Here is a 13220-nt window from a genome sequence, read left to right as displayed (position 1 = left end):
CTCCATCACAGCAGGGCCTAGGAGATCAACCAGGAGACGACCCAACCGGGCAATCCCCCAAAACAACCCACCCACTGGTCGCGCAAGTCGATGGCCGACCACAGCGGCCTGTCGAAGTCCACCGTCGGCCGGATCTGGAGGAAGTTCCAGCTCAAGCCGCATCTGTCGGACACGTTCAAGCTGTCGACGGACCCGCTGTTCGTGGAGAAGGTCTACGACGACGTCGGCCTGTACTTCAACCCGCCCGAGGGCGCGGTGGTGCTCTCGGTGGACGAGAAGTCGCAGATCCAGGCCCTGGACCGGTCGCAGCCGGTGTTGCCGATAATGCCCGGTATGCCCGAGCGGCGCACGCATGACTACGTCCGCAACGGTCTGACCACCTTGTTCGCCGCATTCGACGTCGCCACCGGCGAGGTCATCAGTGCCCTGCACCGCCGACACCGGGCAGCGGAGTTCAAGAAGTTCCTGATCAGGATCGACAAGGAGGTCCCCGCACACCTGCAGGTCCACCTGATCGTGGACAACTACGGCACCCACAAGACCCCCGCGATCAGAGCATGGCCGGCCAAACACCCCCGGTTCCAGATGCACTTCACCCCGACCGGCTCCTCCTGGATCAACCAGGTCGAGCGGTGGTTCGATTTCCTGGCCGACCAGATGCTCCGCCGCGGCGCACACAAGAACGTCCAGGCCCTCGAAGCCGACATCCGGGCATGGATCAAGGACTGGAACGAAGACCCCAAGCCGTTCATCTGGACCAAGACGGCAGAAGAGATCCTCGACTCCCTCGCCCACTTCTGCCGACGGATCTCCGGCGCAGGACACTAGCGGGCTGGCCTCGATGGCCGCTCTACGCCCTCGGTGTCAGACCCGGCGACTACCTTCACTCCATGACAGACATGGATCGCCGCCGCCGGCGCCGCCGCAGGCTGCTCATCCTGGCGCTCCTCGCCACAGTAGGCGGCCTGGTGGTGCTCACCGCGCTCGACCAGCTTGGGAAGGACCGCGCGGGTATCATCGCCGCGTCCCTCAGCGTCGTGGCCGCCGCTGCCGCGTGGGAGGCAGCCGGCCGCGCGAGCGACACGGCCGAGGAAGCCCGAAGGACAGCGGAGATCATGGCTCGGATTGAGCGGGAGCGGTGGCCCGCCGAGTTCACCCCGAAGTTCGAGTTCACCCTGACCAAGGAAGGCGACCACGCCGCCAAGCTCCTCGTTCACCTCGCCCGGACGCTATCGGCCGCCTGGACTCCGCCACCGTCCGGGTCGGGAATGACGACTACGACCACACCCCGACCCAGCAGCGGCTGGGGTACACCGACCCGAACGGTCCCGCCCCGGAACAGATCGCCCGCGCAGGTCTGGGGCCATTCCGTCTCCGGCCCCGGATCAGCGCGGCCGACGAGCATGGTCGAGAGCTGACCTTTACCGATCTCCGGGTAGGTCGTGGCCAGCTTCTCGCGCTGGACCGGACGCATCCGGGGACCTGGATGCGGGGAAGGACGTACGACTCCTGGCAGCAGGAGTACGAGGGACGGCCCTTGCGTCCGCTCTTCACCTGTCGCCGGGGCAAGGAGACATGGGAGATCGCCCGGACCGTCGACAATCCGGACTGGCGCTCCGCCGGCCCCTCCGCGTCTTAGCTTTCCCCCCTCGGCGGATAGCGGCGGATTGTCGGTGCGGGACCCTACGCTTTAGCCATGCCCTCCTCCAAGCCTCTTGTCCAGCTGCGCCCCGCTGCTGCACTAATCAACGCGCGGATTCGCCGGCTCATGGAGGAGCCCGACCTCCCCATTACCGACGCACGCAGGAGTACCAGCGACTCCTGGTCGAGTGGGGCGAGGCGACACAGGCCGACCTGGTCAAGGCCGCGTGACGCACGCGCGCCCCGCCGACTGGGCGGGTCCTACTGAAGTTGAACTGGTGATGTTGGCGCCGAGTTGATCACCTTGGTGTGCCGGCCCGACCCCGCGAGTGGCACCAGCCCTCGTAGTCGCAGGACCCACGGGTACGAACCAGGGCTCGGGTGTGTGCCGTCCAGCTGCAGACCCAGGCTTCTCCGGTCGACGTTGACTCGTCGGTCAGCGCGCAGCCTCACTTCAGGCATCGTCCGGAAACGTGCGCACGGCGTTGCCCAGCTGTCAGCGCAGACAGCCGAGGAAGAACTGGCGGCGAGGGCACCACCCTTTGGCTGCCACGGTCACGAACAGCGAGACTCTGATCGCTACCCATGGCGCGCTCATCCGGGCACAGCGAGGCAGTTGCTGATGTCACGGTTGACCACCGGTTCGCTCCGGGGCCAAGGACTCAAAATCTCCAATGTCTACCCGGCCCCTCGGGCAGTCTGCGCATGCCCTCAGGTCAGCGCAGGCCATCTGTATCGTCGTACTCTTCGCCGACTGGAAGTGGCCGATGGTCATCCCTCGGGGTCTCGCTGTACATGACTGAGGAGACCGCCCCGTCGTATGCATCGTTAAGGCCGTTCCCGCTTGTGCCGAGCATGTGCTCCCAGTCAATTCCCATGCTTACGAGCCTATCTGCACTGCTCAAGGGCATCGGCGATGCGGGACACTGCGACCCTGCGGCTGAACAGCCGGGAACTACATCTGCTCGACGGATCTATGGGCCCGCGGTCAGCCGAAGGCCAACCAGGACAATGAGCTGCTCGACGCCGCAGTCACGCCATCCGAGCCGGCGCCATCGACCTGCGCTCCGCGCACGGTTCACCGGTGGGGCGCACTGGTGGCGGCCTCTACGACAGAAATGCCTGTGCGCGTCGACGGACGATCATGCGGCAGCCGTACGGGGACCAATTCGGCGCGCATGTCTCCGGCAGCGCCAGCCATACGGGGCTGATCAGCAGCGAGGACCCCGTCATACGCTCCCCGCCACGGGCGACGCACCTCATTCAAGGGACGCGCAGATCCAGAAGACCGGCGTGAGCGGCAACGCGCTGCACGCGATGCCACACAGGCGTATCGACGAGGCCCGGATAGATCTTCGGCATACGGCTTCCACAGTCTGCGAGCTGGTCATGTCACTCAGGCCAGGCGGAACGGCGCGAGCCCGACGAGACCATGCGGACCGGCCGGTGGCGGAAACCCGAGACGGTGAACGTCTACGACCGCGGGTTCAACCCGGCTGCCCGCAACAGCGTCATGCACCCGGGTCCGCGACTCCCCCGGCCGGCTTATTGCGGACACCACGCATTCGGGCGTCGAGAGCGGCCTGCGTCTCGGGCTCGAGTTCGCAGTCGCCAGCGGTTTCAGGGTTGACGTTCAGGGCGTGGGAGCGGAAGGCCTCGCGCTCGGCCGAGAGTTGCTGGATGGTCTGGGTGATCCGGTGGATCTTTTGGCGCAGCCTCTCCCATTCCTGCTCGGCGAGGACGAGCTCGGCGAGCTGATTCTGGATCTCTGCCTCGTTCTCGCGGGCGTAGTTGTCGCTGACCAGGGTGATCAATGGGACCCCGAGAGCCTCGGCAGCGGTGATCGCCTCGTCGAGCCTTACCGCGCGGGTCTGCTGCTCGATGCGCGTGATGGCGGTGGAGTCAACGTTCGTGCCGAGCAGTGCGGCCATACGGCGCGCCAGCTCCGCCTGGCTGATGCCGAGGCGTTCACGTTCTTGGCGAAGTCGGCGGGCGAAAAGGTCCCCGGGCAGTGGGTTCATGTCGTTTTGCCACTTCCTGGTCAAGATCACGATCGACGGGGTACACGAGGCTGCCGCCTCGAAATCGATCAGGCCGGCGCCGCAGCAGTGCTAGGGCCGCAGATTACACATCCCACACTGCGGATTCCACAGGAACCCACCACGGCCCTGCAACTCTGCGCAGCGATGCCGATTGACCTCGTTTCCGAGCATCTCTCGACCCTCCATTGATAGACCTTTCAATGCCTCTTCGATTCGTCATTCGAATGGGGTAGATTGACTGTGGTGGATGCACACGTATACGAGCCGACGAGAGGGGCAAGGCAGCGTGTCAGCCGATCACTCCGCCTTCTATCACTACCCGATCAGACGAGCGAGCTGCGCTTGTCGCCTTGCGACTCACTGTCATGTCACCGAATGACTCGAAAGGCGAGAGGGAAGAACCGTGACGAAGATCTACGAGTCAGCCGTCCTCACACAGGCCTCTCTGCTGAGTGCAGCCTGGGACCTGACCAGTTTTCTGCAGAACGCCAAGTTCCAGGTCCAGTTCTGGGGCGGCCTTCTGCTCATGCTGCTCGGTGCCGTCGGCCTGGTCTGGGGAGGCGTGCTCCTGATCAAGAAGCTGATGGCCAACCCGCAGTCCGCGGGGCAGCAACAGGGCTGGGGCACGATCGCGCTCCTCATTCTCGTCGGCGGAGCCCTGAGTACCGGCGGGTGGTCGCTGATCTGGACGGTCGGTTCCGGCGGACAGCAGACCATCACGGACCTCGGCGGCGGCACGGTGATCGCCCAAAGCGCCGATCCGTTCAACGGATTCCTGAGCGGTCCTCCCAAGTAGGACACAGCCGCAGAACGTGCACACGACCGGGGACAGAGGCGTCGAGCGAACCGGGTCGGTTGAGGTGCAAGACCTCCTCCGGCCCGGTTCGCCGTATCCGGGGTCCGCAGCGCGCTGCAGGCACGAAAGAGAGCAGAACATGGGGATCAAGGACAAGGCGCTGGCCTTCAGCAGGAAACTCAAACTCGACTCGCACCACGCAATCGAACGCTTCGGGGTGTTCTTCGGCGTCTTCGCGGTCACAGGCGCAATCGTGATCGGCGCATCGGCTGCGTCGGCGTACCAGGCGGGGCGTGACTCGCTGTCGCAGACGGCCCTGTACACCAGCGACTTCAAGACGTCGAAGACGAATCTCGACGGCACCGTCGACGGGATCTACACCAACGAGCGCGGCGACAAGGCGCTCGTGATGATGCACTTCAGTCCGACCGCTCAGATCTCGTACAACGCCGCGGACTACAGGGCGTTCCTGCTCGGGTCGGACACCTCACTGAACAGCGAGCCGGTCAGCACCAGCGGGATCAAGGGCTCCTTCTACGCCTTCGGTTCGACCGGCTACGTCGGGATTCTCCTCAACGCCGACCGGCCCTTCGACCGTCAGGTGCTGAACCTGACGGTCCGTGCGAATGCCGAACTCACCACGCCCGGAGCGGAGCAGGAGCACAGCAACGGCAAGCTGGCCGATGACGAGACCTTCTCCAAGTACGACCAGTGGCGGGTCTTCTTCAACCCCGGCGCATCCGAGGTGCAGAAGATCGCGGCTCTCGACGCCGCGGCCTTCGACCCTGCGCAGGCCTACTACGAGGTCGCGCTCAAGGGACGGGAGGCGGAGGCCAGGGATGCCCTGGACCGGAAGCTCGTCGAGATGCGCGCGAATCTGACGCAGATTCAGTCGTACACGTCCGACCTGCAGACGACGAAGATCGACGGCTTGTTCCTGCGTCCGCCGACCGTTCCGGTCTCGATTGCAGCCGACAAGATCACGGGTGTGCCCGCGGCCAAGGCCGAGGACGGTGTCTCGACGCTGGCGCTGCAGACCAAGCACGTCGTTCCGGGCGGCGTCGGCCTCAACTGGCGTGCGGGCAACGTCTACGACGGCTACCTCGACGCTCTGGTGCCGGCCGGTCAGAGTCACGCGCAGTTCTTCACCAAGAAGCGTGACGAGGGCTTGGATCCGACGAGCCAGCAAGTCTCGGACATGCGGTGGATCCTCTCGGACGGCAGCAGCCTCACCGAGGACTACCAATCCTCTGACGTGACGATGCGCCCTCTCATGAACATCATGAACAACCTTTCACAGGCGTATCAGAACTATTCCAGGAACAAGGCGCAGTACGAGTCTGATCTCTCGCTTGACCTGCTCCGACTGGATGTGAGTCTGCGGGACGTGCAGTCCAACAGCACCATTCGCGACGACAAGGGTTTCCTCACCACGCTCCATTGAGTGCGGCGAGGAAGTGACGCACTCCCGCTATCAGACATTGCCCCGGAAAGGAAAACGACATGGCCACCGGGAAACCGAATCGGAGTCCCAGGAAGGGGACGGCGAAGGAGCGGCCAAGCACGTCGGTGGGTCAGCGAGTGCCCCGGCAAAGTCGCGGAGCCAAGAGCCTCGGCTCCAAGGAGAGCGTCGAGAAGGAGGCGAAATGACGGGCAAGGCAGGCGTGCCCAAGCAGCTCCCTGGGCCGGGAACTGCCTCTTCCGGCGAAGCGGCCGGTGCCGCGAAGGCCGGGGCGAAGATCAAGCAGGGCATGAACGGCGTCGCCGGGAACATGGCCGGAGGTGCGGCCCAAAAGGCGGTCGGGGGAGACGGCAGCAGCGCGACCCGCCGTCACGCCGGGCGTTACGCGGGAGCTGCCGTCTCCGGTGCAGTGGCCGGCGCACAGGCCGGCGGGCTTCCGGGAGCCGCCGTCGGCGCAGCCAAGAACGTCGGCGTCGAGGGGGCCCAGGACGCGATCAAGGGCGTGTCCAAGATTACCGGGGGCGGCCCGGACGCCAAGCCGGCCGATCAGCGCGAGCTGGGTGCCGGCGGCACGGGATACAGGCACGGCGCGTCGAAGGATGACGAGGGCCTGGGCTCGAAGGCGGCCAAGGGTGCCACCGTCGGCGGTGGCGCGGCTGCTGCCCCGCCAGCCATGGGTGTGGTCATGGCCATGGCGTTGCTGAACTGGCTGAAGTCCATGTTCTTCGCGGCCATGGCGATGGCCGTCAACGCGGGGAAGCTGCTGTGGACGCTCATCGTCAACATCGTCAAGGCAGTTGGTCATGCGATCGCTGCGCCGTTCATGGCACTCGGCGGCCTCATAGCCAAGGGGGCCGGCGCGATCCTGGGTGTCACCGTCACGGCGACGATGACCCCTGTAGCGGCAGTGATATCGGGTGTGGTCGCGATGACCGCCACCGCGGCTCTGCTGGGCACCGTGGTGCCCGGCGTCCTCAACTCGACGGCGCTGACCGAGGGCGGCATCGGCGCGAACGGGACAGGGTGCGTCGTCAACGCGGGTGGTGCCGACGACGGTTCCGGGGCCGCCGTCTCTGCGGACGCGGAGAAGAACGCCAAGGAGATCTACTCGGTACTCAGCAACTGGGGGATGCCGAAGGAGAACATCGCAGGCGTCATCGGCAACTGGGCGCAGGAGTCCGGGATCGACCCGACGAGTGTGCAGAACTTCCCCACGGGGGCGTATGCCATGACCGCCAAGAAGGCCAGGGCCGCACAGAACACGAACAACGGCATCGGTCTCGGGCAGTGGACGTTCGGCCGCAACACGCTGCTGCGCCAGTACGCGAAGCGCAAGGGCGTCGACTGGTTCACGGTCAAGGCCCAGCTGGCCTTCATGGTCGATGGCGACAACCCGGGCGACGTCACGGTCTTCAAGGACATGCTCAAGGAGTCGCAGGGCTCGCCGCGTGCGGCGGCACTGCACTTCCACGAGAAGTGGGAGCGCTCCGCCGACGGGTCGGCGGGGCTCACCGCACGAGGCGACAACGCCGAGATGTGGTTCGGCAAGATGAGCGGCTGGTCGGCTGACAGCTCGTTCGTGGGCAGCGTCGAAAACATCGTCGGCGGGATCATCGAGAACGTCAGCAACGGGATCAACACAATCCTGGGCAACTGCACCTCCAGGAACGGCAGTTCCGTCACGCTGAAGGACGGCGGAATGACACAAGATCAGGCCCAGGCCCTGGTCGATCTTTTCAACAAGAAGGGCGACAAGTTCCTGGACGACCGGTACGGCCCGAACGGCGGGCCGGGCTCCTGCGACGGCAACCACGCCATGAACTGCGTGTCGTTCTCGACCTACTTCGTGAACAAGTACACGACGTTCCAGACCTACCCGTCCGGTGACGGCAAGGAGACGGCGTACTCGATCGCGAGGGAGACCGGCAAGCAGATGTCCTCGACTCCGACGGCATACTCGGTGGGCTCCGGACCGGGCTCCACCGCCGTCGGCCACACCCTCGTGGTGCTCGGCGTGCAGGGCGACAAGGTCATCGTCGGCGAGGCCGGCTACTGCGCTTACATGGGCCGGGTTCGCGTCGACAGCGCGGCACGCCTGGCGGACGAGGGCTGGAAGTTCGTGGACATGTCGGATTCGATGCTCCCCACCGACAAGGTCAAGAAGGCCTGATGCGCGGCGTCTGATCGGGGAGCGAGAAGCCGGGTGATCCGGGCACCGGCTTCTTCATGTCAAATACAGCCCCCTGCGTACCGACTCCGCTTCCCGAGCCTTTATCGAATGGATTCAGAGTCGGACTCGAATCCCTTTGCGGATAGACTTGAGTCGTTTACGAGAGCAACACGGAGTGAGGGGTGTGATCCGTGACGACAGCCCATGACGAGTCCGATATTGCGGTCCCCGGACAGGAGACCGGGCCGATGCCCGAGGCGAAGCCCGCGGCAGCGAAGACGCGCAGGAAGGTCACCGGAGCCGAGCTCGAAGAGTGCTTCGCGAGCTGGACAACGCGCCAGCGCGAACGAGTCCAGACACGCGGCCCGGAGGGCACCGCGCGCCTGGTCCGGCGCAGTCTGACGGCAGTGATGGGGGTCGGGATCCTCGCCCTGGTCGTCGCCACGGGCGTGGCAGGCGAGAGCTTCAAGGCGAGCACGGCGGACAACGAGGCTCGGATCGTCCAGCTCAAGGGGCAGCTGGACGATGCCCGGCCCACGCCTGTGAAGGAGGACGCCCGGGCACAGCTGTCCACGCTCGCCGAGGCTGCAGCCGCCGACGCGAAGAAGGTCGCGGCTGGGGAGCAGACCTTCGCCGCGCTCTACCACCAGGCCGGCGTCCAGCCCAGCCCGAACAACGGGACCCCTAACCAGGCCGCATTGGAGATCATCGAGCACCGCCGGGACATGGCAGCGCTGTTCAGCAAGGACTCCTTCCTGGTCAGCGACAAGGAGGCCTACAGCACCTCGTCACTGACGCCGTTCGATGCGACCACCGAGATCGATCCGCGCCACGCCTGGTACATCCGCTACGCCGGCCGGAGCGCAGCAGCCCCGAGCACGTACGCGTGGAAGGTCGAGACGGTGATGCCCAATCTGGGCGTGAAGGGAGGCTCGGGCGCGACGAACCAGGCGAAGGTCGTCTGGCTGTGCCGGGACACGAAGAGCGGCGAGGTGCTCACCTGGGCGAGTGCGCGCTATGTGCGCGACGGCGCGACGGGGGCCTTCGACCGCTTGATGCTCGTGGTGACCGCCGCCGGGGCTCGGCACGAGAACCCCGCGATCAAGATGCCGGCCGGGCCAGAGATCCCTGAGCTCGGCGGTGCGGGCACACAAAAGAAGGGCGGGACGCGATGACGGAGCAGACGGCAGCACCCGTGCGGCGGGGATTCTTCCGGCACAACCGCTCGGCCTTGGTGACGGCAGCGGTCCTCACGGTCGTCGCGGCGGCTTCCGGTGCGACCTGGAGCAGCCAGCATACGGCCCTGGGCAAGCAGGAAGCCCAGATCAAGGACATCGGGGAACAGGTGGCAGGTATCCGGAAGAAGAACGCCGAGCAGGTGAACGCGGACGTCATGGCGGCCCTGGGCGTCAGCCAAAGCCGGCTGAGCGCCGACGGTGAGCGCATCAAGTCGCTGCTCTCGACGGCCTTCACATGGGATTCGGGACAGAGCTACGAGGAGGCGCGCGAGAGCCTGAAAAGCCGGTTCGGCCTCACCGAGAACGAGACGTTCCTGAAGTCGTTCATGCCTGCCTCGAGGTTCAACGAGGACTCCCGTGGGCGGCGTTACTACTACATCGACACGGCCGGTCTGAACTCGGCCCTTGGCGCGGATCCGGACATCGAGGTCGTCGACGTCAAGGCGGGCATCTACAGCTACGCCGTCCTGGCCGACGTCGAGGCCACCTCCGACGCGGTGTCCCAGAACAAGGCGAGCAAAGCCAGTGTCACGGCGCACCGGCACGTGCTGCTCTTCGTCACGGTCGACGCCCAGGGCAAGGTCTCGAGACTCTCCGGCGTACCCGCGAGTGGCAATACCCGTCATTCCAAATGATACCCGCCCCCTTTTTGACTCATCCTGTCGATAGAGTCGTCCTGGTATTCGAGTGAAACGGCGAGTTGAGGGCCAATGGCATCGACACAGGCCAGCGAGTCGGGCGGTGGCGCAGTGCGCAAGACGCGCTTCGTCGCGACGTCCACACCCTCGCGAGAGGGCGCGGACACTCCTGAGCAGACCGACCCCGCTGGTGGACGGCGCAAGCGCAGCCTCGTGGCCGGGGTGAGCATGGGGGTGGGCGCACTGGTGTGCTTCGTGCTCTCCGCGGGGTTCTCCGGCGGTCACAGCGCGGTGAGCGATACGGCAGCACCGGAGATCTCCTCTCTGCAGGAGCAGATCAGGACCGCTGAGGCGAAGACGGCGGCGCTGCCGAAGGCCGACGACGCCGAGCGTGGTCTGGCCGCGGCCCTGACAGCCGCTGGTCAGGTCGCGAAGCTGCAGAACGACTACCGCTACCTGACGCCCCGTGTGGCGGCGGACGGCGGCACGCTCGACATGGCGACGCCCCAGTCGACACTGCGCAACCTCACCCCCTACTTCGCCCCCTCGGTGCACCAGCCAGACCTCGGGCCGTGGTACCTCCTCGCCAGTGACAAGGACGTGGCGGCAGGCGCCGGGATCCCGATGAGCTTCGACTCCGGCTTCAAGTGGGTCGCCCAGGTGCCCCACCTGGTCAACGACGACAGCACCATCACGGTGACCTGGCTGGCGATGGAGACCAGGACGGGTGCGGGTGAGAGGCCGGCGGTGCTGGCCTGGGCCCGCGCCGATTACGACCTGGTCCGCCGGGCGTTCGTGAACATCCAGACCGGCACGACGGCCACCGGCGAGGCCTTGAAGCAGGAGGTGAAGGCACCGTGAAGGAGGAGATCAGGGACACGCTGCGCCAGCGCGCCGGGAAGATCCTGCTCGGCGGCACCGGGGCGCTGCTCGTTCTCTCGGTGGCCACGCTCGGAGCCAGCCTGCTCAGCGACGGTCCTGCACCATCGGACACCCAGGCTGATTCGGTCGTCCAGAAGCTCGAAGGCAACCTCGCCAACGCCCAGGCCCAGCTCGCAACACGACACACCGCGCTGCTGGTTCAGCTGCCGGGCATGGACATCGAGCGGGTCAACCGTGACAGGACGACGGGCCGGTCCCTCCTGCTCAGCCTCACCGGCAGCTCGGCGTCGACCCGGACCGTCAAGGAGCAGCAGGCACTGCTCGACGCGCGCTACGGCTTCCTCGACCACCAGTCCCGGGTCCTCACCGAGTTCGTACCGCAGTGGATGACGGCAACCGGAGCCACGAAGGGCACCGGGCCGACGTACAGGCTCGCAGATCTGGACATCGATGTGAGCCGGGTGCAGGGCCAGAACTACTCCTACACGGGGATGGCCCGGCTCGACCCCGTCCACGTCGGAACGGATCAGAACAGCGCCGCCAAGAGCGAGTTCGCGGTCTTCACCTACTCCACCTCTCCCGACGGCACGGTGACGTCGCTGGACGCCTATCGGGCCTCCGACAAAACTCGCGGCACCCTCGCCGCCGCCAGCGGGGAACAGCCCTCCCCCAAGCCGGCCGGGTGAGCACAGCGCCCACCGCTTCAGCACGCATCCCACAAGACCCCGACGAGACGTAAGGACGCGAACATGCCGACCCAGACCCTGGAGAAGACCGAGACGACCGCCCCGACGAGCACGGCCGCGACAGCGAAGAAGACCACGGCGAAGCCCGTGAAGGAACACACGGATTCGAAGCTGCGCACCGGATGGCGGCGTCTGGCCCCGAAGAAGGAGACCGGCAGGTTCTCCGTCGCGCTGTGGGCGGGGTTCTTCCGGGTCATCGTCCTTCTCGCCGACTACCTGCTGGCGTTCATCACCGCCACGGTCGTCATCCCGCTGCTGGGCGCATGGCTGCACCAGCGCTCAGGTGCATCCCGGGGTGCACTCAGCGCGGACGGCACCATCGCCATGTGGCTGCTGCCGCTCCTCTTCCTGGTCGCACTGCTCGCCGCGGGCGAGTTCGTCGTGATGCGCCGCATGTGGCGCTGGGCAACGCGGATGACCGCGAAGATCCGGGACGCCCGGGGCGAGGCGACCGGGGCCGACGTCACACCGAAGTCCGCGACCAGGGCCAGCGACCGGAGCAAGACCAGCCGCAAGAGGAGCAAGTGATGCGCACCGCGGGACTGACGATGAACGACGTATGGGCCCACCGTGTCCTGCGTGAACGGGGAGTGGAGACGTACCGGCTGGAGGGGGTGGCCGCCGAGCTCGGTGTCATGGTCGAATCGCTCGACCTCAAGCACCGGGGCAAGGAGGAGAACTACCGGCCCTATCTGCACATGACGGGCGAGCTGCGCTCGGTCACCCCGGCCGCGGCCCTGCCGTTCGGTATCTCCCAGGTGACCTACTCCCCCGGCCAGGGCGAGAAGGTGGACGCCTTCTACGAGTTCGATGACCAGCAGTTGGTCGTGCTCGCCGGCAAGGGCTACTTCACGAGCGGCTTCACCGTGCCTGAGCAGATCACCGGGATCGAGTGGGAGCTGCCGGCCACCGCGGACATGCTCGTGCTCGCTCCGTCGGGAGCGCGGACGGAAGGTGATGTGCCCGTGGTCTTCACTCAGATCCACGGCATCGGGGGCCTGGAGATCGATATCGAGTCCAGCGGCTACGACCTCGCGGGCTACTTCGCCGACCACTCCAAGGACGGCGCCTCGCGGGCTGAGGCTGTGGTCGATGTGCGCGGGCTGAAGGCACGTGCGGACGCGATCAACTCGCTGTTCACCGAGGACGAGCTGGGCCTGGACACCGAGGCCCAGCAGGTCGTCGCAGTGCCCGCGCCTGATGCAGCGCCGGTTGCTGACGGTATGAGCGCGCGTCTGCGGCAGATCGAGGCGGATATCGCCGCTGAACGGGAGCAGTACCAGAGCGAGCGCGCGAGCACTGAGGGCACCACGGAGAACCTCTACAAACAACGCGTGGCACCGGCCTTGCAGACCGGCGAGGAGCAGGAGGAGCCGCTCGCTCCCCCGGTCCCGGCCCGTGAGGCGCAGCGCGACCCGTCACTGGATCTCTCGGAGCTGGAGGAGCAGGAGCAGGAGGCCCGGCCGCGTGAGGTCAAGCCCGCTCCCGATCTGGACGAACTCAAGCACCAGGTGACCCGGCGCGCAGCCGATCTGGCCTTCGGCGAGGACGGCGGACAGAGCCTGGGGTCTTGACGGACAGACCGGGCATGGCGAGCGCGGCCCC

At 66.3% G+C, this 13220-nt stretch carries 11 protein-coding genes and 1 pseudogene; 11 read left to right on the top strand and 1 reads right to left on the bottom strand.

What is annotated here, in order from left to right; all coding sequences use genetic code 11:
• Window positions 1-57: 57 nt before the first annotated feature.
• Window positions 58-828: pseudogene (locus tag OG430_RS41740) on the top strand (IS630 family transposase); the annotation flags it as partial.
• 62 nt (window positions 829-890) lie between these two features.
• Complete coding sequence (locus OG430_RS41735; RefSeq protein ID WP_327357888.1) at window positions 891-1418, top strand: hypothetical protein; 528 nt, start codon at window positions 891-893, stop codon at window positions 1416-1418.
• Window positions 1419-3152: 1734 nt separating this feature from the next.
• Here the strand turns inward: OG430_RS41735 and OG430_RS41730 are convergent.
• A complete protein-coding gene (locus OG430_RS41730; protein ID WP_327357887.1) occupies window positions 3153-3686 on the bottom strand; it encodes a helix-turn-helix domain-containing protein in 534 nt (177 codons plus the stop codon).
• 400 nt (window positions 3687-4086) lie between these two features.
• Here OG430_RS41730 and OG430_RS41725 point away from each other — a divergent pair, with 400 nt between their 5' ends.
• The 9 genes from OG430_RS41725 (at window position 4087) to OG430_RS41685 (ending at window position 13189) form a co-directional block, all read left to right on the top strand.
• On the top strand, window positions 4087-4479 hold the full coding sequence (locus OG430_RS41725; protein WP_327357886.1) for a hypothetical protein: 393 nt from the start codon (window positions 4087-4089) through the stop codon (window positions 4477-4479).
• A gap of 139 nt (window positions 4480-4618) precedes the next feature.
• Complete coding sequence (locus OG430_RS41720) at window positions 4619-5923, top strand: hypothetical protein (protein ID WP_327357885.1); 1305 nt, start codon at window positions 4619-4621, stop codon at window positions 5921-5923.
• A 202-nt stretch (window positions 5924-6125) separates the two neighbouring features.
• Window positions 6126-8111: a phage tail tip lysozyme gene (locus OG430_RS41715; RefSeq protein WP_327357884.1), complete on the top strand. Its 1986-nt coding sequence runs from the start codon at window positions 6126-6128 to the stop codon at window positions 8109-8111.
• Window positions 8112-8302: 191 nt separating this feature from the next.
• Entirely contained in the window at window positions 8303-9286 is a 984-nt protein-coding gene (locus OG430_RS41710) for a hypothetical protein (protein WP_327357883.1), read from the top strand.
• Window positions 9283-9984: a hypothetical protein gene (locus tag OG430_RS41705; RefSeq protein ID WP_327357882.1), complete on the top strand. Its 702-nt coding sequence runs from the start codon at window positions 9283-9285 to the stop codon at window positions 9982-9984. Before OG430_RS41710 ends, OG430_RS41705 begins: the two co-directional genes overlap by 4 nt.
• Window positions 9985-10059: 75 nt before the next feature.
• Window positions 10060-10848 carry a hypothetical protein gene (locus tag OG430_RS41700; protein WP_327357881.1) on the top strand — a complete coding sequence of 263 codons (789 nt, stop codon included), beginning with the start codon at window positions 10060-10062 and terminating at the stop codon, window positions 10846-10848.
• Window positions 10845-11555: a hypothetical protein gene (locus OG430_RS41695; protein WP_327357880.1), complete on the top strand. Its 711-nt coding sequence runs from the start codon at window positions 10845-10847 to the stop codon at window positions 11553-11555. The genes OG430_RS41700 and OG430_RS41695 overlap by 4 nt, the downstream gene beginning before the upstream one ends.
• 63 nt (window positions 11556-11618) lie before the next feature.
• Window positions 11619-12143, top strand: a complete 525-nt coding sequence (locus OG430_RS41690; protein WP_327357879.1) for a hypothetical protein — start codon at window positions 11619-11621, stop codon at window positions 12141-12143.
• Entirely contained in the window at window positions 12143-13189 is a 1047-nt protein-coding gene (locus OG430_RS41685; RefSeq protein ID WP_327357878.1) for a hypothetical protein, read from the top strand. The genes OG430_RS41690 and OG430_RS41685 overlap by 1 nt, the downstream gene beginning before the upstream one ends.
• The last annotated feature ends 31 nt before the right edge of the window (window positions 13190-13220 follow it).

This window comes from Streptomyces sp. NBC_01304 (assembly GCF_035975855.1).
Taxonomy (GTDB): domain Bacteria; phylum Actinomycetota; class Actinomycetes; order Streptomycetales; family Streptomycetaceae; genus Streptomyces.
The sequence above is the reverse complement of the archived record's forward strand: the minus strand, read 5'-3'. Positions and strand labels throughout refer to the sequence as shown.